At 55.9% G+C, this 23,067-nt stretch carries 21 protein-coding genes; 8 read left to right on the top strand and 13 right to left on the bottom strand.

All coding sequences use genetic code 11. The annotated features are described in order from the left end of the window. A complete protein-coding gene (locus HZU72_RS01535) occupies positions 1-432 on the top strand; it encodes a hypothetical protein (RefSeq protein WP_180089932.1) in 432 nt (143 codons plus the stop codon). On the opposite strand, the gene HZU72_RS01530 is transcribed toward HZU72_RS01535, so the two are convergent. The 11 genes from HZU72_RS01530 to HZU72_RS01480 form a co-directional block, all read right to left on the bottom strand. Next, complete coding sequence (locus tag HZU72_RS01530) at positions 429-1,634, bottom strand: molybdopterin molybdotransferase MoeA (protein WP_180089930.1); 1,206 nt, start codon at positions 1,632-1,634, stop codon at positions 429-431. The genes HZU72_RS01535 and HZU72_RS01530 overlap by 4 nt on opposite strands. Continuing rightward, positions 1,627-2,148, bottom strand: a complete 522-nt coding sequence (gene moaB, locus HZU72_RS01525; RefSeq protein WP_180089928.1) for a molybdenum cofactor biosynthesis protein B — start codon at positions 2,146-2,148, stop codon at positions 1,627-1,629. Before moaB ends, HZU72_RS01530 begins: the two co-directional genes overlap by 8 nt. A 5-nt stretch (positions 2,149-2,153) precedes the next feature. Further along, a complete protein-coding gene (locus tag HZU72_RS01520; RefSeq protein WP_180089926.1) occupies positions 2,154-2,486 on the bottom strand; it encodes a DUF1244 domain-containing protein in 333 nt (110 codons plus the stop codon). Between the two features lie 104 nt (positions 2,487-2,590). Next, on the bottom strand, positions 2,591-3,691 hold the full coding sequence (locus HZU72_RS01515) for a formate dehydrogenase subunit gamma (protein ID WP_180089924.1): 1,101 nt from the start codon (positions 3,689-3,691) through the stop codon (positions 2,591-2,593). Positions 3,692-3,702: 11 nt separating this feature from the next. After that, a complete protein-coding gene (gene fdh3B / locus HZU72_RS01510; RefSeq protein ID WP_022521832.1) occupies positions 3,703-4,317 on the bottom strand; it encodes a formate dehydrogenase FDH3 subunit beta in 615 nt (204 codons plus the stop codon). Between the two features lie 64 nt (positions 4,318-4,381). Continuing rightward, positions 4,382-7,234 carry a molybdopterin-dependent oxidoreductase gene (locus HZU72_RS01505; protein ID WP_180089922.1) on the bottom strand — a complete coding sequence of 951 codons (2,853 nt, stop codon included), beginning with the start codon at positions 7,232-7,234 and terminating at the stop codon, positions 4,382-4,384. Between the two features lie 24 nt (positions 7,235-7,258). After that, positions 7,259-7,459, bottom strand: coding sequence for a twin-arginine translocation signal domain-containing protein (locus tag HZU72_RS01500; RefSeq protein ID WP_180089919.1), 201 nt, complete (start codon positions 7,457-7,459; stop codon positions 7,259-7,261). Between the two features lie 93 nt (positions 7,460-7,552). Continuing rightward, the gene (locus HZU72_RS01495; protein WP_180089917.1) at positions 7,553-8,182 is read right to left on the bottom strand and encodes a TorD/DmsD family molecular chaperone; all 630 of its coding nucleotides are present in this window, start codon (positions 8,180-8,182) and stop codon (positions 7,553-7,555) included. Between the two features lie 4 nt (positions 8,183-8,186). Next, on the bottom strand, positions 8,187-9,914 hold the full coding sequence (locus HZU72_RS01490; RefSeq protein ID WP_180089915.1) for a 4Fe-4S dicluster domain-containing protein: 1,728 nt from the start codon (positions 9,912-9,914) through the stop codon (positions 8,187-8,189). 208 nt (positions 9,915-10,122) lie between these two features. After that, positions 10,123-10,761 carry a DUF3306 domain-containing protein gene (locus HZU72_RS01485; RefSeq protein ID WP_180089913.1) on the bottom strand — a complete coding sequence of 213 codons (639 nt, stop codon included), beginning with the start codon at positions 10,759-10,761 and terminating at the stop codon, positions 10,123-10,125. Continuing rightward, positions 10,758-11,198, bottom strand: coding sequence for a DUF3305 domain-containing protein (locus HZU72_RS01480; protein ID WP_180089911.1), 441 nt, complete (start codon positions 11,196-11,198; stop codon positions 10,758-10,760). The genes HZU72_RS01485 and HZU72_RS01480 overlap by 4 nt, the downstream gene beginning before the upstream one ends. A 211-nt stretch (positions 11,199-11,409) precedes the next feature. On the opposite strand from HZU72_RS01480, the gene HZU72_RS01475 reads away from it, so the two are divergent. Genes HZU72_RS01475 through HZU72_RS01455 form a run of 5 tightly spaced genes read left to right on the top strand, consistent with a single transcriptional unit; the run spans position 11,410 to position 16,245 of the window. Next, on the top strand, positions 11,410-12,285 hold the full coding sequence (locus HZU72_RS01475) for a formate dehydrogenase accessory sulfurtransferase FdhD (RefSeq protein ID WP_180089909.1): 876 nt from the start codon (positions 11,410-11,412) through the stop codon (positions 12,283-12,285). After that, complete coding sequence (mobA, locus tag HZU72_RS01470; RefSeq protein ID WP_180089907.1) at positions 12,282-12,908, top strand: molybdenum cofactor guanylyltransferase MobA; 627 nt, start codon at positions 12,282-12,284, stop codon at positions 12,906-12,908. The genes HZU72_RS01475 and mobA overlap by 4 nt, the downstream gene beginning before the upstream one ends. Continuing rightward, positions 12,905-14,176, top strand: a complete 1,272-nt coding sequence (moeA, locus tag HZU72_RS01465) for a molybdopterin molybdotransferase MoeA (protein ID WP_180089905.1) — start codon at positions 12,905-12,907, stop codon at positions 14,174-14,176. Before mobA ends, moeA begins: the two co-directional genes overlap by 4 nt. Next, positions 14,173-15,225, top strand: a complete 1,053-nt coding sequence (gene moaA / locus HZU72_RS01460; RefSeq protein ID WP_235975888.1) for a GTP 3',8-cyclase MoaA — start codon at positions 14,173-14,175, stop codon at positions 15,223-15,225. The genes moeA and moaA overlap by 4 nt, the downstream gene beginning before the upstream one ends. A 3-nt stretch (positions 15,226-15,228) precedes the next feature. Next, positions 15,229-16,245, top strand: coding sequence for a CobW family GTP-binding protein (locus HZU72_RS01455; RefSeq protein WP_180089903.1), 1,017 nt, complete (start codon positions 15,229-15,231; stop codon positions 16,243-16,245). On the opposite strand, the gene HZU72_RS01450 is transcribed toward HZU72_RS01455, so the two are convergent. After that, complete coding sequence (locus HZU72_RS01450) at positions 16,242-18,950, bottom strand: bifunctional diguanylate cyclase/phosphodiesterase (protein WP_180089901.1); 2,709 nt, start codon at positions 18,948-18,950, stop codon at positions 16,242-16,244. The genes HZU72_RS01455 and HZU72_RS01450 overlap by 4 nt on opposite strands. 204 nt (positions 18,951-19,154) lie before the next feature. Between HZU72_RS01450 and HZU72_RS01445 the strand changes: the two genes are divergently transcribed. Continuing rightward, a complete protein-coding gene (locus tag HZU72_RS01445; protein ID WP_180089899.1) occupies positions 19,155-20,057 on the top strand; it encodes a LysR family transcriptional regulator in 903 nt (300 codons plus the stop codon). A gap of 31 nt (positions 20,058-20,088) precedes the next feature. Here HZU72_RS01445 and HZU72_RS01440 read toward each other — a convergent pair whose 3' ends face one another. Further along, positions 20,089-21,606, bottom strand: coding sequence for an NCS1 family nucleobase:cation symporter-1 (locus tag HZU72_RS01440; RefSeq protein WP_180089897.1), 1,518 nt, complete (start codon positions 21,604-21,606; stop codon positions 20,089-20,091). 585 nt (positions 21,607-22,191) lie between these two features. Here HZU72_RS01440 and HZU72_RS01435 point away from each other — a divergent pair. Then, on the top strand, positions 22,192-23,058 hold the full coding sequence (locus HZU72_RS01435; RefSeq protein WP_035580851.1) for a nitrilase-related carbon-nitrogen hydrolase: 867 nt from the start codon (positions 22,192-22,194) through the stop codon (positions 23,056-23,058). The last annotated feature ends 9 nt before the right edge of the window (positions 23,059-23,067 follow it).

The raw sequence follows: 23,067 nt of genomic DNA, 5'->3' as shown, positions 1-23,067 counted from the left end.
GTGCCCTTGCATCGTGGCCATCATGAGCAGGCCCAGGTTGCCTTGGTGCTGTTTTGCGTAGGGCCTTACCGTACCGCCTTGGAAGCGCGCCATGTGCTGGCCATGACCGATCATCCCACGGCACTGCGCACCGCCAACGCTCAAACGCTGCTCTATGAAGGTGGCGACCATGAGACCCCACCTAACCGCTGGCTCACCCTGCGCGACGCTCAAGCAGCCAGCGACAACAACAGCACTTGGCAACTGGGCGTGAGCGGTGACATAACGCTTCAGCAACTGCCGGCCAACACGCTCTACCCGCTGCCTAAACTGCTGCTTTCCCGCCGATTTTCCACGGCGCTATGCGGGTTAACCTTCCACCAGCAGCAGCTAGTACTGCTACTCGATGCCCGCAAGCTTCATCCTTCGCTTTCTCAGGCCCCCTGCTCTTAGCAAGCCAACCACAAACAGCTAATGGCATCGCCCTCGGCTATGTCGCTATTGGCCGGAATCACTGCAAAAGCATCGGCGTTAATACAGGATGAAAGCACCCCGGAATTCTGATCCTCAAAGGCCGTCGCCGTCACTCCGCTTGGCGTGAACTCAAGTGTCACACGCATATAGTGCTCACGTGGGCCGGTAGAGGTAGCAAACCCCGCTTTCGCGGTCACCGCTGGTAGCGATGTTAGCGCTGGACAACCAAGCATTGCGCCCAGTAAGGGACGTAAAAACAGCCAGGCACCAACAAACCCCGAGACCGGATTGCCTGGCAAACCGACAAACCGCGCCTGGCTGACGTCATTGCGAGGCAAACGCCCCAGTGCTAGCGGCTTACCGGGGCGGATCGCCAACTTCCACATATCGAGCTGGCCAATCGCTTCCAGCGCAGCTTTGACATGATCCTCTTCGCCGACGCTGACGCCGCCGGTGGTGACCACCAGGTCTGCCTCAGCAGCGGCGGCCGTTAACAGTGCCACGGTGCGGGCATAGTCATCCGGCACACTAACGGTACTCACCACCTCGGCGCCAAAGTTCTCTAACAGGCGCCTAAGCATCGGCCGGTTGGAGTTGTAGAGTTGACCAGGCTTTAGTGGCGTGCCCGGTTCAATAATCTCATCGCCCGTCGAAAGCAGCGCCACACGGGGGCGTCGGCGCACGCTGACCTGAGTAATCCCCTGACCTGCCAAGTGGCCAAGAGCCGCCGCCTCGAGCCGCTCACCAGCATCTAACAGTATGCTGCCCTGGCGCACGTCACGCCCTTGGCGGCGGACATTATCACCTGTGGGAATGTCCGCAGGCATCAGTGCACGATCACCGTCAACTTGTACGCGCTCCTGCATCACCACGCAGTCGGCACCGGTAGGAATCTCTCCGCCGGTAAAAATACGTGCGCAGCTTCCTGGCGCAAGCGCTTTCGCCTGTGTGCCGGCGGCAATGCGTTGACTCACCGGCAGCCACTGCCCCGCATCAGCAGCGCGCAAAACATAGCCGTCCATCGCGCTGTTATCGAACGGCGGCACATCCAGCTGCGCTGTGACGGCTTCAGCCAACACACGCCCGGCAGCGGCTTCCAGCGGAACACTTTCTACGCCTATTACGCTGACGTCTACCAGTAGCGCTTCAAGCGCGGCTGATATCGGCTGCAAGTCACCCATGCTGCCCCCGGCCTGGGATGACCAGATTGGCGAAGTTGCAGGGTTTGTGGCAGCTATCCAACTGCTCTGCCAGAATGCCGTCCCAGCCGGTGCGGCAGGCGCCGGTTGAGCCGGGCAGGCAGAACACTACCGTGGCGTTGGCTAAGCCGCCGAGGCAGCGGCTCTGGATGGTGGAACTGCCAATTTCTTCACCGCTTAGCTGACGAAAGCGTTCGCCAAAGCCTTCGATGCGCTTATCCAGCAGCACCGAGATGGCTTCAGGGGTAGAGTCGCGCCCAGTGAAGCCAGTGCCGCCGGTGGTGATGACTACCTGCACATCCGAATCGGCGATCCAGTTCGCGACCACCGCGCGAATACGATAGACATCGTCAGGCACGATGCGCTTTTCAGCGAGAGTGTGACCGGCGCTGGTTAACCGCTCGACCAGCGCTTGGCCGCTGCGATCCGTCTCTTCTGTTCGGGTATCGGATACCGTGAGTACGGCTATGTTAAGGGGCACCATTGGCTCGCTCATCGACGTCACCCCTGTTTGGCTGCTTTCTTTTTGGCGTGATGCGCTTCCCAAGCCGCCATCTGCTCCGGCGTAGCAGGCGGCTGGTAAAGCTCCTTCCACTCGCTGTAAGGCATACCGTAAACGTACTCGCGGGCCTCTTCATAGTTCAGGCTTTCATCCCGGGCTTCCGCAGCGCTAACCAGCCATTTCGATAAGCAGTTGCGGCAAAAGTCCGCCAGTATCATCAGATCGATATTCTGGACATCTTTGTTATCGTCCAAATGCTGTAGCAAGCGGCGAAACGCAGCGGCTTCCAGTTCAGTGCGCGTAGCCGGGTCTAACTCATCAAACGTTGACATAACCGTTCCTCCCATAAATCACGTTTGGCTATTTAATAACTTAAGGTGAAGCATAACAAAAGACACCGCCAAAAGGCGGTGTCTTCGCTACCATCAAGCACGTATCAACTAGTTCGCGTTGCCGACGGCTCACTGCTGCCGCCAGATGACTTGCGTGCCGCCACCTCTTGTTCCGACAACGTTTGGTCTTTGACCTCTTCGTACCACAGATTATGGTGCTCTTTGGCCCAGGTCTCATCCACATAGCCCATGGTCATCCCCTCTAGCGCGCCTTCGGTACCCAGCGTGCCGATATAGATATGGCCTAAGGAGATGGCGGTGAGTCCTAGTGCACCGACTGCGTGGATAATGTTAGCCCACTGCATGGTGTCACGGCTCTGATCGAAGTTGGGGAAGTCGAGCACAAAGCCACTGGCAATCACAAGAATTCCCACGGTGGCTAACAGCCAGTACCAGGCTTTTTCACCACCGTTGGCAAAACCAGCATCCACATGCTTTTTGCCAATCATACCGCCGCCCTTCTTGAACCATACCCAGTCGTGCTTTTTGGGAATGTTGTCTTTGATCAAGCTGACCAGCAGGATCACCAGCAGAATGCCGAAGATCGGCCCCAGGTAGTTATGCAGCACTTTCGTGGCCGCAATCATCCAGGCCCAAATCCCATCGCCAAACAGTGGGCGAAACACGAATTTACCGAATAGCAGGGTCATCCCAGTCAGTGCCAGAATGATAAACAGCGTCGCTACCGTCCAATGCAGCGCGCGTTTCATCAGCGTCCAACGCAAGAGCAGGCGCCCCGTACGCGGCGCCTCAAGCTCCTTACGCCCGACAATGAAGTAGAACAGCGCGATCAGCGCCGCCATGCCAAATACCGCGATCAAACCAAACGGTGATACCCAGCGGTTACGAATCTCCCGCCAGGTTTCACCGCTTGAATTGATCAGGCTGTAGTTACTGTCAGCGCGAGAATCACGGTAGTTAGGTCCGGTTTCTCCACTACGTACTTGGCGCCACTGGTCGGCGGTAATGCCGGGGGCTGCAGTAGTCATTTCGCGATCAGGATCCGCTTGGGCAGCGGCCACTTGCGTGAAACCGAGGCTTAGCACCAGAGCAAGCGCCACCAACATAAAGCGACAAATACCCAGGGCGAGCCCTTTACCTGAGCGCGGCACCCCACCGGGCGCCTGTGCAGTCAACAGGTTCATGACACGCCTCCTTACCCTTTATGGGCAGCATCATAGGCTAGGTTGTCGGCACTGGCCTGAGGGTTATTAGACCAGGCGCCATCTTTGTGCCCGCGATGGACAACACGCTGACGGAAGATATCGGCCACGTCTTGGGCATCACCGGCAAGTAGCGCTTTGGTAGAGCACATCTCAGCACACAGCGGCAGTTTACCTTCGGCAATGCGGTTGGAGCCGTACTTCTCGTACTCTTCTTCTTTGCTTTCGGCAGGGCCGCCCGCGCAGAAGGTGCATTTGTCCATCTTGCCACGCTCACCAAAGGCATCCTGCTGGGGAAACTGCGGGGCGCCAAACGGGCAGGCGTAGAGGCAGTAGCCACAGCCGATGCAGAGGTCTTTGTCGTGCAGCACGATGCCGTCATCGGTTTTGTAGAAGCAGTCGGTGGGGCACACCGCCATACAAGGAGCATCGTCGCAATGCATGCAGGCGACAGAGATGGACATTTCATCCGCTTCACCGTCATTGAGCGTGACCACGCGGCGGCGCTGAATGCCCCACTCGACATCGTTGGCATTTTTACAGGCGGTGACGCAGCCGTTGCACTCAATGCAGCGTTCGGCGTCACACATAAATTTCATTTGAGCCATGGTGTTCTCCTCATGCCGGTGCGGGATGGCTCCCACACCGTCGTGCTGTCAGGTCGGTCGGGGCTTAAGCGCGCTCAATGCGGCAGATGGTGCACTTGGTCTCTTGCATCAGTGTCACCGGGTCGTAGCCATAGGTGGTGGCGGTATTGGCCGCTTCACCGATGATGTACGGATCAGACCCATCCGGGTAACGGTCACGCAGGCTCTCGCCTTGGAACATGCCGCCAAAGTGGAACGGCATAAACACCACGTTACGATCGACGCGAGGCGTGACCAGGGCTTTGACCTTCACACGGCCCCCTTCAGCCCCTTCAACCCAAACATCGTCGCCATCTTTGATGCTAAGGTCGTTGGCGTCCGCCGGGTTGATCTCGACAAACATCTCCTGCTGAAGCTCGGCAAGCCACGACATAGAGCGCGTCTCTTCCCCGCCCCCTTCGTACTCTACCAGTCGCCCTGAGGTGAGAATCATCGGGTAATCCCCGGTGTTGTCACGATCCTGGATGGTTTTGTACATGGTCGGCAGACGCATGATGGAGTCGAAATCGTCCCACGTGGGGAAGCGTTCAACCAGATCTCGGCGGGTGGTGTAAAGCGGCTCGCGGTGCTTCGGCACTTGGTCGGGGAAAGTCCAGACCACGGCGCGTGCCTTGGCGTTGCCGTAGGGCGCACAGCCATGCTCAATCGTGACACGCTGGATACCGCCAGAGAGGTCGGTTTTCCAGTTTTTGCCTTCCGCCGCCTGCTTCTCTTCGGCGGTCAGGTCGTCCCACCAGCCTAGGTCTTTGAGCAGTTGGTCGTTGAACTCTGGATAGCCGTCGTCGATATCGCCACCCACCGGCGCTGAACCTTCCGCCAGAAGGTTGACGCCGTCACGCTCGATACCGAAACGGGCGCGGAAGCCCATACCACCTTCCATCACCGGTACGCTAGTATCGTAAAGGTTAGGCGAGCCTGGGTGGCCGAACTCTGGCGTGCCCCAGCAGGGCCACGGCAAGCCGTAGTAATCACCATCCGCCGGGCCACCCTCTGCGCGCAGGTTCTCGAAGCTGAACGTGTGCCAGTTTTTCTGGTGCTCTTTGAGGCGCTCTGGGCTTTGGCCGGTGTAGCCGACCGTCCACATACCGCTGTTGATCTCGCGCAGAATGTCATCGATGAGCGGCTCGTCACCGTTCATCTGGTAGTTCTTGACCAGCTCATTACCGAAGCCCAGCTTACGAGCAAACAGGTACATGATTTCGTGGTCGGGTTTAGACTCAAACAGCGGTTCAATCACGCGGTCACGCCACTGAATTGAACGGTTAGTCGCGGTGACACTGCCTGTGGTTTCGAACTGGGTGGCCGCTGGCAGCAGATAAACGCCGTCGCTGCGGTCGTGCATTACGGCGGCAACGGTGGGATAAGGGTCAACGATGACCATCATCTCAAGCTTCTGCATCGCTTTTTGCATCTCGACGCCGCGGGTCTGGGAGTTAACCGCGTGGCCCCAGTAGAACATCGCTTTCAGCGCGGTACGTTGGGAGATGTTCTCGTCCTCCTCGAGCACACCATCGACCCAGCGCGACACGGTAATACCGGCGGTGTACATGGGCTTACCATCGGCATATTCGGTATCGTCATAGCGGCCTTTAAGCCACTCGTAGTCGAGATCCCATACCTGCGCCCAGTGCTGCCAGGCACCTTCCGCCAAACCGTAGTAACCCGGCAATGAATCGCAGCCAAGGCCAAGGTCAGTTGCGCCCTGTACGTTATCGTGGCCGCGCAGGATGTTAGCGCCGCCGCCCGCCACACCAATATTCCCCAGCGCCAGCTCAAGAATGCAGTAAGCGCGGGTATTATTGTTGCCGGTAGTATGCTGGGTGCCGCCCATACACCAGACCACACACCCGGGCCGGTTGTCGGAGAGGCGTTTCGCGACATCGTACATCTCGGCTTCAGGGACACCGGTGACTTCTTCTACAACGCTGGGCGGGAAGTTGGCGACTTCAGCGCGTACTTCATCCATACCGTAAACGCGCTGATTGATGTACTCATTGTCTTCCCAGCCGTTTTCAAAAATGTGCCACAACAAGCCCCAAATATAGGCGACGTCCGAACCGGGACGTAGACGCACATATTTGTTGGCCTTGGCAGCAGTACGGGTAAAGCGCGGGTCGACCACGATGATGTCGCAATTATTGCGCTCTTTGGCGATCAAGAAATGCTGCATCGCCACCGGGTGGGCTTCACTAGGATTAGAACCGATAAACAGCATCGACTTACTGTTATGCATGTCGTTGAGCGAGTTGGTCATCGCCCCGTAACCCCAAGTATTCGCCACGCCCGCCACGGTAGTGGAGTGACAAATACGCGCTTGGTGGTCAGTATTATTGGTGCCCCACAGCGAAGCAAGCTTGCGCATCAGGTACGCCTGCTCGTTGCTGAACTTCGCCGAGCCCAGCCAATAAACGCTGTCCGGGCCGTGCTCTTCGCGCAGCTCAAGCAGTTTGTCGCCAATTTCGTTAATGGCGTCATCCCAGCTCATACGCTCCCACTCACCCGCGACTAACTTCATCGGGTACTTAAGGCGCCGCGTGGAGTGGCCGTGCTGGCGCAGCGAAGCACCTTTCGCGCAGTGCGCGCCGCGATTGATGGGATGATCAAAAGCGGGTTCCTGCTTAGTCCAAATGCCCTCTTGAACTTCGGCATAAACGCCACAACCTACTGAACAGTGGGAGCAGATAGTGCGCTTGGTCTCGACCGGCGAGTCCAATACGGGGGTTTTGTCAGCCGATTCGGCGCGCCGCATCATTGGCGCGCCCATGAAACCTACAGCGGCCACACCGCCGGTGGCAGCGCCGCTGCGTTTGAGGAACTGGCGACGGGAAATACCCAGCCCGGAGGCCTTGGGGGTGTCTGTTTTGCGAGTTAAGCGCATGGCAAATCTCCTGGCATTCCGCCGTCAGTCACGCAGCGAGGCGTAATAAGCACGGACGTGATCAGTCTCACGGTAGTTAACCGTTGGTTTTTCGTTTTTCACCGGGGCAGTGTCAGCCTGTGCCAGAGTGACATGACCGACTGCCGCTGCGGCGCCAGCAGCGGCGGTTCCCAACCCAACGGTCTTCATAAACCGGCGGCGCTCAGGATTATGTGATTTGTGCATGAGATTCTCCTCTAGCATGCTCTTATCCAGGGTCTTTTATGCAGCTTCTTATACTGATTTTAGCTCTTTACTAATGTTTTTATGGAGCCTTCGCTAAGGTTCAACGATCCGCACCGGGGTGTGGCCCGCATCAACGCTTAAGCGAGCCTGCTCACTCTCCATAAAAGCGCTACCTAACTGCCCCAGCGCTGCATAGAAAGCGGTGTCTACCTGTCCCAGGTCGGCAAAACAGCTGGCCGCCCAAGGGGCTAAATGTTGGCTAAAGAAATAGCCCTGCTCTGAACTTTCAGCGTCAATCAGCATCGCCATGACTTCACACAGAGCCGCCAAGTGATCTTCAGGATCCCGAGTATGCTCACTGCGTTCAAAGCCGAGTACTTTTAGGTCTTGGCGCAGCGCCACCAGCGCCGCTTCCATCAGTTCGCCGTTGCGGTACCAGGAGGCATAAGGCACTACATCACCTTGAATCACCCCCACCAAGTGGCGAAAGTGGGCGCGTTGGAGTCGCTCAACGTCATCGCCGCCCTGTTCAGTATCGGCGGCAGCGACTGCCAGCGACTGCCAGCACTCTGCTAAGCGGCTGCCATCTTGCTCGATGGCTAGCTCAGCCAACCAGTTGAGTAACTCAGTATCCGGTGGTTGGCGCAGCAGCGTGGCTAACAGCCGGTAGATATCGGCGCGTAGCGCATCCGCTTCTTTCAGCGTGGGCAGTGCATCCGTCATCGGCTTATACCTTCAGTTGCGCGTCGGGATCGCGAATCATGGTTTTCCAAACATCCTTAACGCGGCAGTCTTCACACATTTCCAGACGAATTATCGCTTCGCCAGCAAAGTAGGGGTGGTTGGCCAACTTCTCTTTAATAGTAGCTACCGTGCTGACAGTGGCAAACGGCTTGCCGCAGTTGATGCATTCAAAGGCCGCTTCTTCGTGGCAGATATGACGCGTTTCGCGGGCATTGGATGCCAGGAAGCCGGGCATCAGGGTAATCGCATCTTCCGGGCAGGCCTGTTCACACAAGCCGCACTGCACACAATCCGCCTCAAGGAAACTCAGCGCGGGGGTTTTACCACCCGACTTTAGCGCTGGCGTTGGGCAATTGCTGACGCAGGCGTGGCACAGCGTGCAGGCATCGCGATCCACCTGAATGGTGCCGTAGGCAGCGCCTGCTGGCATAGCAGCCCGCTCGCCGCTGGGGTTACCCAATTCGGTCAACCGCGCTAGCACACGGTTCAAGCGGGCACGCTTTTCTGGCTCGGGCAGGCTTAGCGGTGACTCTGTCAACGGCGTGAGTGCCGGTAGCGCATCTCGGCCTGCATCATCGGCTATCTCGATCAGCTTTACGCGGGCACGATCATGGCCTAGTGCGTCCAATAGGGCATGCGCTTGAGTGAGTTGATCGGTCAAAAAGGCACTTAAGCGGGCAGGCATATTGGGATGAAGTTGAATACGTACTTCAGCGGCCCCGGAGGCCAGAGCGGTTAGCCACTGGTCGTGACCCGCGGCCCCCAGCTCTTCTAACGGTGCGTCGATGATATGGCCTGCGGGCATTACACCCGCAGCGCGCTCGGCATCTTGTGAGTCATGGGTAATAAAGCGCAGCACCGGCACCTGACCACCGGCTTCGCGGTAGGCTGCTAGCCATGCGGAGAGCGTATCTTGCTGGCGGCGCGTTTCCGGTAGACGAAATTCGATAGCGCCCGTAGGGCAAGCGCTGGTGCAACTTCCCACGCCTTGGCAGAGAAAGGGATCAATCTCAATATGTGACTCAATCCGTCCCTGAATGCTAGAGATGGCATCCGCGGGGCAAACATCCAAACAGCGGGTACAGCCAATGTTGCCGCTGGTGGAGTGGGCACATAAGTCGCTATTGACCTGAAAATATCGCGGCTTGTCGAATTCGCCCACCAGCCCGACAAAATCGTCGAGGATGTCGTTGCGCTGCTCGACATTCTGCCACTGCATTACCACATAGCCAGGGGGCGGCAGTTCCCAGCGCTGGGTATGAGAAGCCGAAGCAAGGTCAAGAATCAAGTCAAAGCCGTCACGCTCAATCAGCGCGCGAGCAATATCCAGCGGCGCATCTTCATCGTCAAGTTGAACGCTAAAGGCACCCAGGTAGCCATTGATACGCAGTTGGCTGAATTGCCCCTGGGTCAGCGTCTGGGTGATCAGCGGTTCGCTAGACCCGAGAGGACCGACAGCATCGTTACCTGGGGTGTTCGCGTCAGACTCAGTGACCAGTAGTGTAAGCGATGCCAAGCCGCGCCCCTGTAGAGCGCAAGCGGCAGGATGAACGTCGGCTTCGGTACCTATTAACAGCGCATGACCACGGCTGTGATAGGTCACATTAGCAGGCGTTAGGTTAGCTGGCCACGAGATACGTCGGCGTACCGTTTCCCGCGCCTCGGCATTGCGCTGGTCGTCTATCGACGCCAGTTGGATTCGTTGGTTCATGCGTTCTCACGGTCAGTGAATAATTCTTATTATATTTTTGAGTAATAATGATTAACTATTGTGGCATAACAGTGCGTTAAAGCTAAGTTCAGACTATGTGTAACGCAGGATTTTGCCAACCTCATTACCGTCAACGCTGCCAACGCTGGCGACTTCTCACATCTCTAAAGCATCTAAGATACTGACTTTTAATAGTTTAGCGCCGATATCATGTCTTCGTTTTAGTACCAGACAAATAATCAGACTGGTCGTCTAGAGAGGTGTTTTCGACAATTTTGCCACTGCTAGCGCGAGATGTTGAGGACTCGTCCTCCAACGCGACCGGATTCTCGTTTGTCTGTTCGTCGGCTGCCAGCTCTTTTGGGGATTCGGGCTCAGCATCGTCTAGCGATTTATCAACCACCTCTTCCACTTTATGCGTCCAGCGGCGCAGCTTGCTGGCGAGCTCGGAGCCCATGGGCTTTAACAGCTGATTGTAGTCGGCATCGTAGTCATCCAGGCCGTCGCGAACGTTGTAGTTGCCGGTGGCCCACAGACGTTTCAAAGCACGACGCCGCAGGGCTCCGCTTACTCCTGGCACCATAAAGGCGCTGAAGTCGCTGCCCGCTTCCAGCGTTTCAGGGTCGGGCAAAGTGTGGTCTAAGCTGCCGGGCTTAGGTGCTGGTTCTGAAGGCGATTGCTCTAAAAGCGATTGTTCTGAAAGCGACTGCTCTGGCGTTTCCTGCATGGCATCAGGTGAACCCTCCGATTTGGCCGCTAGTTCATCAACGGACTCTGCAACCGGCGGCGCACCTTGCTCTTGGGGAACGTTGCGTTTTAGGCGCGACCAGCGCTCTAGGCGGCTCATTGCGGCTGCTCCTTGGTGGGGGTCTCTTTGGCGCGCCCCGCTCCTTTGCGTTTTTTCTTGCGCATTTCCATCGGCGCTTCGCCGTGACGTGCGAGGTAGCTCTCAATCCATACCTGAATGGCCATGGGCATGGGTGCTTCGAGCACCTGCTGCTCGCCGTCCATCCAACCGGCTGCCACGTCCTGGCTAGCGGTAATCGCATCAGGCTTGGGCGTTTGCCCAGTAAACCCCGCCCGCACAAATAGCCGTGGGGTGGCAGACGTAAGGTTGAAACGGTAGGCAGCACGCTCGGTCATCGACAGCTGCAGGTTAAGCACATTGGGGCCCTGATCCCCCAGGGTAAGCTCTGCAATACGCCACTGGGTCAGCGTAAAGCTTTTCACCTGCTTCGGTTCGGCGACCAGGGTAATACTCAGTGAACGTAAATTATCAGACATCGCGTTAAACCCCTTAGCGAAGTATCTAAGCAAAGTACTCAAGAACAGTACTTGAGCACAGTACTTGAGAGAAGCACCTAGACTTTGAACGGATAGCAGTCGAACAGGTAGACAAGTAAGCCTCTCCAGCGCCATCATCGTCAACTCTGACCTTTTTGCTCAGGTATTTTATCAGGGTCAGATGCTTTCATATCAGCAGTGAGGATTGCGGATGCACGCCCTTCAGTTAAGCCGAGCCCGCTTACCGGCCACCACCGAGATCAGCATCGTTGACGAGTATGGTGATGCGCGCCAGCAGGCGATTGCCGCTGAAAGAGCGTTGACGGTCTATCTCAACAAGCGTGAAATTGTCACGTTGATGACCCTGGGTGACGATCCAGAGGCTCTTGTGGTCGGCTATCTGCGCAATCAGGGGCTGCTGAACGCCGCAGCTGATTTAGAAGCCGTGCAAGTCGATTGGGAAGTAGAAGCTGCGGTAGTGATTACTCGCCATCTGCCCGAGGATTTAGAGGCACGCTTAAGTACCCGCACGGTCACCACCGGCTGCGGCCAGGGCACGGTATTTGGTAAACTGCTCGACCAAACCGCTCTCACGGCGCTGCCCGATACTCCATTGGCACAATCCACGCTTTATCAATTACTGCAAAACCTCAACGCCTACAACGAGACCTACCGCAGCGCTGGCGCCGTTCATGGCTGCGCTCTGTGCCAGCAAACCGACGTGCTCGACTTTGTTGAAGACGTAGGACGGCATAACGCGGTGGATACCTTGGCGGGGCGTCAATGGCTACAACAGGCCGACAGTGCCAATGCGGATATTTTCTACACCACCGGGCGACTGACTTCCGAAATGGTACTCAAAGTGGCACAAATGGGCATTAGCGTGCTGGTCTCTCGCTCAGGCGTCACCCAAAAAGGCGTCGAACTGGCCGAACGCTTCGGCGTGATGTTAATTGCCCGCGCCAAAGGGCGCCATTTCCAAGCGATCAATACCCAAAACCGTTTAGCCCTGGACGCTATTCCACCACGTCCATCCCATGCCCGTTCATCGCAAGAATATCGCTCATCAAAAAAGGCAAGCTCATGACCCCTACTCACGACCTCACTGGCATGGTTCTCGCGGGCGGCGAAGGGCGCCGAATGGGCGGTCGTGACAAAGGGCTGGAGCCTTTTGCGGGCCTGCCACTCGTCGGCCATGTGGTGAAGCGCCTTGAAGGCCAGGTGGCCGAGCTACTGATTAACGCCAACCGCAATGCTGACGCCTACCGCTTTTTCGCCGATCGCGTTATAGCTGATCTTGTAATGGACGGTGCCGAAGGCGGCTTTAAAGGTCCGTTGATGGGGATCTATAGCGGCCTACGGGCGGCAAAAACGCCGTGGCTACTGGTCGTTCCCTGCGACTCCCCTGCCCTACCTGACGATTTAGTGGCACGCATGGTCAAAGGTATTGGCCAGCATGATATCGCTGTGGCCTTTGACGGAGATCGGCTTCACCCGGTAGTTGCGCTGCTGCGCACTTCGCTGGCCGATGATTTGGCCGCCACATTGGCCGAGGGCGAGCGCAAGATCGACCGTTGGTACGCTCGCCATGCTTGGTGCAAGGTTGATATGTCGGACTGCCCTGATGCCTTTGCTAACCTTAATACTGAGGAAGAAAAGCTGCACCTGGAAAAAGTACTAATGGGTTCTTCGAGCAAGGAGGTGAAATGACCCTCTCCTGCTTCGATCTTGGCGAGCAGATGCTTAGCGTGGATGAAGCGCGCCAGGCGCTCGCCACCTTGATTGAACGCCCGCTGGGCAGCGAACGGATTCCGCTGGCGCAAGCTCATGGTCGCCGATTGGCCACAACCGTGAAAGCCCCCATTAACGTGCCGCAAAATACCAACGCGGCCATGGACGGCGTAGCGCTAGCCTTGCCCAGAGAAGGTGTTGGAGCCAAGCAAACCCACTGGCCGCTGGCCGGTGAGGTATTGGCCGGGCAGTATCGCCGCGAATTAGTACCTGCCGGTCACTGTGTACGCATTACCACCGGTGCCCCACTGCCGCCGGGCACCGATACAGTGGTGATGAGCGAACAGCTCCGCGAACCGTTAGATGAGCAACCTGGGCATGTGATCATCGAGTCGCCAGAACGCCTCAAGCACGGCCAACATGTCCGCCAGGCCGGCGAGGATATTGCTTTCGGCGACACAGCCCTTCCTGCAGGAACACGGCTTGATGCCGCCTCGCTGGGGCTTTTGGCGTCACTGGGTTATGCCGAGATCAGCGTGAGTCAGCGCCCAAAGGTAGCGATTTTTTCCACTGGCAATGAAGTGATCACACCCGGCGAACCGCTGCCCCAGGCAGGGATTTATGATGCCAATCGCTTCACTCTGATGGGTTTGCTTGCCGAACACGGCGCCGACGTTATTGACCTGGGCATTCTGCCAGACGATTTAAACGCCCTCAAAACGGCGCTTGAGCAGGCCGCCGAGCAGAGCGATTTGGTGATCACCAGCGGTGGCGTTTCCGTTGGCCAGGCTGACTTTACTCGTGAGGCTCTGGAACAGTTAGGCCGCTTAGCTTTCTGGCGGGTAGCGCTGCGACCTGGGCGCCCCATGGCTTGCGGCTGGCTGTGCGAAAAGCGCACGCCGTTTATTGGCTTGCCCGGCAATCCGGTGGCGGTCATGGTAACCTTTCTACAGTTTGTTTCACCGCTGTTAGATCGGCTTAATGGGCAGCCATTGGCGCCACCACACCGTCTTTATGCCGTTACCGAAAGTCTCTTAAAAAGCCGCTTGAAGCGTACTGACTTTATCCGTGGCGTTTACCATACTGATAGCGAAGGACGGCTACTCGTGCGTAGTACCGGCGCCCAGGGTTCGGGCATTTTAACCTCGATGGTGGCTGCTAACTGTTTGATTGAGCTTGCCGACGACCAGGCAGGCGCGCAGCCGGGCGAGGTAGTCAGCATACAACCACTAACGGGATGGCTATGACCGAGCAACGACCCGCACAACCACAAGCTAACCAGCAGCGATCTGCCCAGCCAGACGCTGACCAGCAACTGATCGACGACTTTGGTCGGCGCATTAGCTACGTGCGCATCTCGGTCACCGATCGCTGCGATTTCCGCTGCGTGTACTGCATGAGCGAGGAGATGACATTCCTGCCCCGCGCCCAGGTACTGACGCTGGAAGAGATCGCCATGGTGGCGCGGGCCTTTACCGAACTCGGCGTGGAAAAAATTCGCCTGACCGGTGGTGAGCCATTGGTGCGTCGGGGTATTGAACAATTAGTCGATGAAATCGGCTCGATGCCAGGCCTTAACGATTTCACCATGACCACCAACGGCGCCAGCTTGCGTAAACACGCCAAGCAGTTGTACGCCGGCGGTTTACGCCGGCTGAATATCAGCCTGGATTCGCTGGATGCTGAACGCTTCAAGCAACTCACCCGCACCGGTGATTTAGCCAAAGTCATCGACGGTATTCATGCCGCTCAGGAAGCGGGCTTTAAACGCATCAAGCTCAACGCGGTGATCTTAAAAGGTCGCAACGACGACGAAGTAATCGACCTGGTCACCTTTGCGCGCCAGGAAAACCTCGATATTAGCTTTATCGAAGAAATGCCGCTGGGCGATGTTTCTGACCACTCTCGGGCGGAAACCTTCTACTCCAGTGACGATGTCCAAGAATTGATCGAAACGCGCTATCCACTGATCCCCACGACCGAAACCACACCCGGCCCATCGCGCTACTTCAAGATGGCCGATAGCGACAGCCGGGTTGGGTTTATTTCCCCCCATAGCCACAACTTTTGCGATACCTGTAACCGGGTGCGCGTGACGGTGGAAGGCCGTTTGCTGCTGTGCTTAGGCAACGAACACTCGGTCGATCTTCGCGCTGTGCTGCGCCGTCACCCCGGCAATATGCAGGCGCTAAAAGAGGCGATCATCAACGCCTTGCCGCTTAAGCCGGAACGCCATCACTTCACCACCGATGGCGATGTGCAGGTAGTACGCTTTATGAATATGACAGGAGGCTAGGCGTTGGCAGCGTCAGAAAGGTTGGCAAAAGTGCCGGTGCATATCATTACCGGCTTTCTCGGCAGCGGCAAAACCACGCTTATCCACAGCCTCATCGAGCAGAAGCCTGTGGATGAAAAGTGGGCCATCCTGGTCAACGAGTTTGGTCAAATCGGCATCGACCAGGCGATGTTTGACGTCCGTAACAGCATAGTTGTGAAAGGTCTGCCCGGCGGCTGCCTGTGCTGCCAGCTCGCCTTTGTACTGCAAGCGGCGCTGGTGAATTTACTCGCACGCAGCAAGCCCGACCGGGTAATCATCGAGCCCTCAGGCCTTGGCCACCCGGCAGGCCTGTTGGATCTACTGCGTGGGGAAGCCTTCCAGAAAGTGGTCGAGGTACGCGATATTATTGCTACTCTCGACCCACGCCGATTAGATGACGCCCGCGCTCGACAGCACGACACCTTCCGCGACCAGCTCGATATGGCCGATGCCGTGGCACTCACCATGCTTGACCAGAGCACGCCCGAGCAGCTAGGCGCCGCTCATGCGTTTGTGGCGCAGCGCTGGCCGCCGCGTAAATGGGTGCAAGAAGCTCCCCAAGGCGAACTACCCATAGGACTGTTGACCCAGAGCGGACGCGCCGAAGGGAGCGATATCAACGTACCCGCCAGCCACCAACAGTTGGCGGCAACACCCAGTGTGGAGGGGGCATTTTTTGATCTCCCGCCCCCGCCCGGCAAGCCCCAGTGTGAAACCGGCACTTCGCTGGGCTACACCAGCACGGGGCTACGTTGGCACCCAAGCGAGCGATTCGATTTGGATAGCCTGGCCAGATGTTTGGGAGAACTACCCAGAGAGGCGCGCATTAAAGGCGTCTTTCATACCGATAGCGGCTGGAAACGCTTTAACCGCGCCGAAGGCACGCTCAGCGTTGAAAGCAGCGCGTGGCGGCAAGACTCTCGTCTGGAAGTCATCCTTCCCGATACGAGCCCCGCCCTCGATATCGAAGGCCAACTCCGCTTACTGACGCTGGGTTAAGCGCCCGTCATCAATCTCTCGATTGCATCTGCGGTAACTGGTCGCCCAAACAGATAGCCTTGATATGCGTGACAGTCGTGCGCCAGTAGCCACGCCTGCTGCGCTTTGGTCTCTACGCCTTCCGCAATGACCTCTAGATTGAGGCTCTCTGCCAAGGCAATGGTACTCTCGACAATCGCTGCGTTGGCTTGGCTTTCGAGCACCTGCTGTACAAAGGATTGGTCGATTTTTAGCTGATCCAGCGGCAGTTGTGCTAAATAGGCCAGGGACGAGTAGCCGGTGCCAAAATCATCCAAAGAGAAGCGTACCCCTCGCGCTTTAAGGGCAAGCATTTTATCTCTGGCGTCGTCTCGCGCTTCCACAAACAGTGACTCGGTCACCTCCAGTTTGAGCCGCTGAAGCGGCGCTTGAGTGCGCGCAAATACCCCCTCTACGCGAGCCAGAAACTGCTCATCGCGAAACTGAAGCGGACTAATATTCACCGATATGGTCAGTTTGCTTAGCCGTGGATGCTGCGCCCAACGCGCTAATTGATAGCAGGCATCTTCCAACACCCATTCGCCTACATCGTTTATCAGCTCATTACTTTCCAGCAGCGGAATGAAATCACCTGGTGACACCATGCCGCGTTCGGGATGATGCCAGCGCAGCAGCGCTTCAACGCCAGTGATCACGCCATGGTGATCCACTTGGGGCTGATAATAGAGCTGCCACTGCTGGCTGGCCTGCGCTTGGCGCAGATCCGCCTCTAATTTCACATGGGCCAGCAGCGCAGCCTGCATCGAGGGGTCAAAAAAGCACACGCCATGGCGGCCGTTGTTCTTAGCCTGAAAGAGCGCCATATCTACCTGCTGCAGGTAGTCATCCACGCCGTACTCATTGCTGACCATGATCGCAATACCAATACTCCCCGTCACCGTGATGCTCTCTTCGGCCAGGGTGATTGGTTCGTTAAGAGTTGCCAGCAGCTTGTGCGCAATTCGCTCTGCCAGCCGGGTAGTTTGAGCGTAATTGCTATCCACGCCTTCGATTAATACCGCAAATTCATCGCTTCCCAGTCGCGCCAAGGTATCGGTATCGCGCAACATCTGCCCCATCCGCCGAGCAACGCTCTGCAATACTTGATCACCCGCATAGTGCCCCAGGGTGTCATTGATTTGTTTGAAGTTATCGATATCGATAAATAGCAGTGCGCCGCAGCGCTGATGGCGCTGAAGCTCTTTAAGGGCATTACCTATGCGATCCATAAACAGCCGCCGGTTGGCCAACCCGGTTAAGGTGTCATAAAACGCTAGCTGATGAATCTCCTGCTCAGCGGCTTTACGCTCGCTGATATCGCTCATGGTGGCCACGTAGTGAGTTAAGGTACCCTCAACGCTGTAGACAGCGCTAATGGTTAGCCACTCAGGAAATAGTTCACCATTTTTACGCTGGTTCCATATCTCGCCTTCCCAGTTGCCGGTTTTGATAACGCGCTTCCATAAACGGCGGTAAAAGGCGGCGTTTTGTAGTCCAGAGCTAAACATGCGCGGATTGTTACCCACTATCTCAGCTTCGCTATAGCCGGTAATGCGGCTGAAGGTTTCATTCACCTTAAGAATGATGCCCTGTGGATCAGTAATAAGGATGCCTAAGTGCGTCTGGAAGGCGGCAGCGGCTATTTGGGCCTCGGCACGGGCCTGCTCCCGTTCCTCAATACGCTGGCGCAATTGATGCGACAACGCTATACGATTCAGGTAATGGCGTGCCCCCCAAGCCCCCAACAGGGCAATGACGGCAATCACCAGTGTTAAAATCAAAGCGCGCTGCCGCCAGGCCGAGAGCAATTCGTCAAGGTCAACGCCGACCACGGCCAGCATCGGATACTCGCCTACTCTCAGCATGCGAAACAGCCGTGTTCGGCCATCAATAGGGGAGTCAATGTTGATCGACCATGTGGACTCACCACGGGTAAGCCACTCAGCCGTTTCTGGGCTCTCAATTTGACTGCCGATCGAAAACGGCCTCTCGGGGGGCGGGTAGCGAGCAATAAACTTCAATCCGGGGTCGACCAGGGCAATGCTCTCGCCGTCATAGACACTCATCTGCTCCAGGGCGTCGGCAAACACCTCAGGCACAATGCTAGAGATAACCACCCCGGCAAACTCGCCGGACGAGGTTTCTAATCGTCGGCCATGGTACAAATAGTAGCGTTGATCACTACTAGACCAGTAAAGCGGGGTAATCAGCTCCTCTTGTCCTGGCTGCTTAAAGGCATTAAAAAACGTCGTATCGCTGATATCAGCACCTGCTCTTCGGCTGCTGCGGCCACTCGCCAATACTCGGCCCTCGGCGCTCAACACAGCGATTTCGTCCACCATGGGCACATACAGAGTCAGGTTTTCTAGTGAGCGCTGAAGGGCCTGGGCATTATCGCTATCTGGCATGCCTTGCAGGGTTAGCATCTCAGCAAGCCCAAAAAGCGCTTGCCCGCTTTGTGCAAATACGCCTTTTGCCCACTCAGCAACCACATTAGCGCGGGCGGTAATCCGCGACTCGGCGGCCTCAATTTCTTGCCGATACTGTTCACTCAGCAGCCAGCCGAAAAGCACCATCATGACAAGCAGTGCTAGTAGATATAACGCAATTACATGGCGGCGCTGTTGGCGGTAAGTCTTGGTGGCTTTCAATACATCATCATTTACATCATTGGAGGTAGCGGACATCGCGCAGAAGCCTTATCCAGGAAACCCAGTGGGACACCTGATACAGTGTAAAAAGTAACCAAAAATGATACATAACACGCGCTGACACGTGGCTTTATCCGATAGTGCCGCGGTGCTTTTAGGATGTATATCAGTTTTTATCACCGTTAATGCCCTGAAAAGCGTAACGTTATGCATGGATAGCCTATCTACCAGGAAATTGTTATGGCATCGCTGGGCCAAATGAGCGACTACGAGATACGCCTAATCCGTATTTTTAAGACGGTCGTTGAGTGCGGTGGCTTTACCGCGGCGGAAACCACGCTGGGCATTAGTCGTTCGGCGATTAGCCAGCACATGAACGATTTGGAGGGGAGACTGGGGTTTTCGCTCTGCCAGCGAGGACGTGGCGGGTTTAGTTTAACCGAAGAGGGTAAAGAGATTTATCAGGCAGGATTAACGCTACTTACCGCGCTTGAAACGTTTAAAAGCGACGTTAACGCGCTGCATCACACGATTAAGGGCGAGTTGAATATCGGCATCACCGACAACCTGGTAACGCTACCCGCCATGCACGTGACCAACGCCCTGGCAGAGCTTAGCGCGCCGGAGCATGAGGTAACGCTGCACATTCATATGGAGCCTTCTGACGCGGTCATTCGGGGCGTCATGGATGGCCACTTGCACGTCGGCGTAGTGCCTTCAGTGAACCTGCCTACCAGCTTAGAAGCGCGGCACCTCTACGATGAGCCATCGTATCTTTACTGCGCGGCTGGCCATCCGCTGTTTACTGAGGATGATGATACGCTTCGCTGTGCAGATATCGCCCAACACTCGGCTATTTCACCCCGCTATCCGCTACCGATTGAGGCCCGACAGGCGCATGACGCGCTAAGCCTGCGAGCTTCGGCATCCGATCGCGAAGGCGCTGCTTTTTTGATTCTTACCGGGCGCTTTATCGGCTTTCTTCCTGAGCACGTCGCAGCCCAGTGGGTAGCGGCGGGCAAGATGCGGGCGCTACATGCCAACTCGCAGCACTACCGCATCCCCTTTGTACTGATTACCCGCCATGACCGCCGCCCCAACCGAGTGGTCGATGCGTTTCTACGTTTAATCAAAAGCAGCTAAGATAGAAAGCACGAAGCCGGGATTAAGCTATTTAACGCTGCTCGGCTGCCTCATTGGCCATTATCGGCGCAGGCCCCACCTGAGGTGATGACGCCAGCACTTGGCTTGCGACAAAATAAACGATGGCCCCCAGCGCCGAGCCGGTGAACCAGCCATAGTCGTAGAACCAGTTCATGGTGCCAGTTAACAGCGATAGTAAAGTAAGCGCCACAGGCACACCGAAGGCGATGAAACCGGCGATATTCACCGCAGGATAGGCATGGCTATCCATGTACAGGCTCGGCACATCCAAACGCTGCTTTTTGATCAGGAAGTAATCTACCGCCATGATGCCCGCGATGGGCCCCAACAGACTGGAGTAACCCAACAGCCAGTTGGAGTACATCTGCTCAAGCGAAACCCCAGGCGGAATAACGCCCGCTTTTTGCAGAAGATCGTAGCCCATCAATAGCACGCCCACCGCGCCGGTCATTAGCACACCACGCGTCTGGTTAATCAATTTAGGCGCTATATTCTGAAAGTCGTTGGTAGGCGACACAATGTTAGAAGCCGTATTGGTAGAAATCGTGGCGATAATGATCAACAGCATCGCCAATACCACCCAGAAGGGACTATCGATGTAGCCAATCAAACGTACCGGGTCGGCAACGGTTTGGCCCACCAGCGTCTCAGACGCCGCAGTTAATACCACGCCCAGCGCAGCAAAGAAGAACATCGTTAGCGGCAGCCCAATTACCTGACCAACAATCTGATCTTTTTGGCTTTTGGCAAAGCGGCTGAAATCGGGAATATTCAGCGACAGCGTGGCCCAAAAACCCACCATGGCGGTTAAGCCCGCGAAGAAGTAGCCGTAAACCGACGCTCCTTCAGGCCGCGACGGCGGCTGTGCTAGCAGCTCGCTCATCGACATATGCGGCCACGCCCACACCATCAGGCCAACCCCTACTGCCAACAGCAACGGTGCCGCCAGGGTTTCCAACCATTTAATCGACTCTGCCCCACGAATCACCACATAGAGGTTCATCGCGCCGAAGACAAAAAAGCCGATCACTTCACCTACGCCGCCAAGCGCTGCCCAAGCGGGAATCAATTCGGAAAGCAGCAGATGAATGGCTAGACCGCCAAACATGGTTTGAATACCAAACCAGCCACAGCCTACCAAAGCGCGCACCAAGCAGGGTATGTTGGAGCCTAAAATACCGAATGATGAGCGCAGCACTACCGGAAAGGGAATGCCAAACTTGGTTCCAGGAAAAGCATTTAAAGTAAGAGGAATCAATACGATCACGTTGGCTAACAGAATGGCGAACAGCGCTTCCCCCACGCTCAGCCCAAAGTAGGCAGTTAATACCCCGCCTAGCGTATATGTGGGCACGCAGATCGACATGCCTACCCAGAGTGCCGCAATATTCCACTTACTCCAAGTACGCTCGCTGGCCTGGGTAGGCGCAATATCCTCATTAAAGCGCGAACTACTGCGTACATCGTCCCCTACATCTAGCTCTATCAGCCCACCTCGATCCACCATCTGAGAGGTTGTTTCGGTCATTTTTTATCTCCTCAGCATTGCGTTATTGCGCTGCCTAGCTCCCACGGCCAGTGGAGCTTTTCAAAAAGGCGCTTAGAAATCATGGCTTTTAGAAGCCACAGCTCTTAGAAAACAAGCAATAAGCATGCCTACTTGAAAAATCAGGTCAATTAACTCATTGATTAAAAAGCTGCCTTTATGGACAACAATATTATTGTTAGCTTTTTATCTTTGCATCTTCCCACCCTCAAACAAAAACCAACTAAACAAAGCTAGATCAAAAAAAATATTTGCACCAACTTTAAACAACAAAAAACTAAATAAAGCCCTATGAAATATAACAAGCAATTGATTTTAAATGAATTAAAAGACAACCCAAAACAGTGCAAAGGTTCACCAAAAAAGTGAATAGCGCAACATAGAACAATAAAAACAAGCAAACTCAATGAGTTAAATACAATTTAACAAATCTCCTCTAAAGACTTGCTAAAACCATCTACCCAGCGCTACTTTCAACAAAAGCTGTCTATTTCGTCAGCTTTACAAAACTAGTTTCAAGAACACTACAAACATACGCTAAACATCAACACTCAGAGGGAGCGTCTCATGCAGAAGATGAAAATCGGGTTGATTCAGATGGGCCTGAAAACCAGCACCGATCTTGAACCAGAAGCTATTCGCGACGCCATGAACGAGGCACATCTGCCAATGATTCAGCAAGCAGCTGACCAGGGCGTGCAGGTGCTTTGCTTCCAGGAAGTGTTTAACCAGCCCTACTTTTGTCCTAGCCAGGACGGTAAGTGGTACGCCGCCGCAGAGCGGGTACCGGAAGGCCCTACCTGCCAGATGATGCAGAAGCTAGCCGCCGAGCACCGCATGGTGATCATCGTGCCTGTGTATGAAGAGACTGAAACCGGTGTTTACTACAACACCGCAGCCGTGTTCGACGCTGACGGCAGCTACCTAGGCAAGTACCACAAAACCCATATTCCCCAAGTAGCCGGTTTTTGGGAAAAATTCTTCTTCAAGCCAGGCCAGTCCAACTGGCCAGTGTTCGATACTGCCTACGGCAAAATCGGGGTGTATATCTGTTACGACCGTCACTTCCCCGAAGGCTGGCGTGCACTGGCACTCAACGGCGCCGAAGTAATCTTCAACCCCTCCGCCACCGTGGCCGGGCTTTCCCAATACCTGTGGGAGTTAGAGCAACCTGCCTCTGCAGCCGCCAATGGCTGCTTTATCGCCGCCATCAACCGTGTAGGCACCGAGGCACCCTGGAATATCGGTGACTTTTACGGTTCCAGCTACATCGTTAACCCCCGCGGCAAAATCGAAGCCCAGGCCAGCGAAACCGAAGATGAGCTGCTGGTGCACGAGATCGATTTGGACATGGTGCGCGAGGTGCGTAACAACTGGCAGTTCTTCCGCGACCGCCGCCCGGAAACCTATACCCGCCTAACCGACGGGGAATGATTTTGCTGG

The sequence above is a fragment of the Vreelandella sedimenti genome (assembly GCF_013416325.1).
Lineage (GTDB): Bacteria > Pseudomonadota > Gammaproteobacteria > Pseudomonadales > Halomonadaceae > Vreelandella > Vreelandella sedimenti.
The sequence above is the reverse complement of the archived record's forward strand: the minus strand, read 5'-3'. Positions and strand labels throughout refer to the sequence as shown.

Bases quoted from the DNA above. Each gene is read 5' to 3' on its own strand.
- HZU72_RS01500 (WP_180089919.1), bottom strand. From the start codon at position 7,459: ATGCACAAATCACATAATCCTGAGCGCCGCCGGTTTATGAAGACCGTT.
- HZU72_RS01440 (WP_180089897.1), bottom strand. From the start codon at position 21,606: ATGACCGAAACAACCTCTCAGATGGTGGATCGAGGTGGGCTGATAGAG.
- HZU72_RS01495 (WP_180089917.1), bottom strand. From the start codon at position 8,182: ATGACGGATGCACTGCCCACGCTGAAAGAAGCGGATGCGCTACGCGCC.
- HZU72_RS01480 (WP_180089911.1), bottom strand. From the start codon at position 11,198: ATGTCTGATAATTTACGTTCACTGAGTATTACCCTGGTCGCCGAACCG.
- HZU72_RS01520 (WP_180089926.1), bottom strand. From the start codon at position 2,486: ATGTCAACGTTTGATGAGTTAGACCCGGCTACGCGCACTGAACTGGAA.
- mobA (WP_180089907.1), top strand. From the start codon at position 12,282: ATGACCCCTACTCACGACCTCACTGGCATGGTTCTCGCGGGCGGCGAA.
- moaB (WP_180089928.1), bottom strand. From the start codon at position 2,148: ATGAGCGAGCCAATGGTGCCCCTTAACATAGCCGTACTCACGGTATCC.
- HZU72_RS01490 (WP_180089915.1), bottom strand. From the start codon at position 9,914: ATGAACCAACGAATCCAACTGGCGTCGATAGACGACCAGCGCAATGCC.
- HZU72_RS01435 (WP_035580851.1), top strand. From the start codon at position 22,192: ATGCAGAAGATGAAAATCGGGTTGATTCAGATGGGCCTGAAAACCAGC.
- fdh3B (WP_022521832.1), bottom strand. From the start codon at position 4,317: ATGGCTCAAATGAAATTTATGTGTGACGCCGAACGCTGCATTGAGTGC.
- HZU72_RS01530 (WP_180089930.1), bottom strand. From the start codon at position 1,634: ATGGGTGACTTGCAGCCGATATCAGCCGCGCTTGAAGCGCTACTGGTA.
- HZU72_RS01515 (WP_180089924.1), bottom strand. From the start codon at position 3,691: ATGAACCTGTTGACTGCACAGGCGCCCGGTGGGGTGCCGCGCTCAGGT.
- HZU72_RS01445 (WP_180089899.1), top strand. From the start codon at position 19,155: ATGGCATCGCTGGGCCAAATGAGCGACTACGAGATACGCCTAATCCGT.
- moaA (WP_235975888.1), top strand. From the start codon at position 14,173: ATGACCGAGCAACGACCCGCACAACCACAAGCTAACCAGCAGCGATCT.
- HZU72_RS01485 (WP_180089913.1), bottom strand. From the start codon at position 10,761: ATGAGCCGCCTAGAGCGCTGGTCGCGCCTAAAACGCAACGTTCCCCAA.
- HZU72_RS01475 (WP_180089909.1), top strand. From the start codon at position 11,410: ATGCACGCCCTTCAGTTAAGCCGAGCCCGCTTACCGGCCACCACCGAG.
- HZU72_RS01450 (WP_180089901.1), bottom strand. From the start codon at position 18,950: ATGTCCGCTACCTCCAATGATGTAAATGATGATGTATTGAAAGCCACC.
- HZU72_RS01505 (WP_180089922.1), bottom strand. From the start codon at position 7,234: ATGCGCTTAACTCGCAAAACAGACACCCCCAAGGCCTCCGGGCTGGGT.
- moeA (WP_180089905.1), top strand. From the start codon at position 12,905: ATGACCCTCTCCTGCTTCGATCTTGGCGAGCAGATGCTTAGCGTGGAT.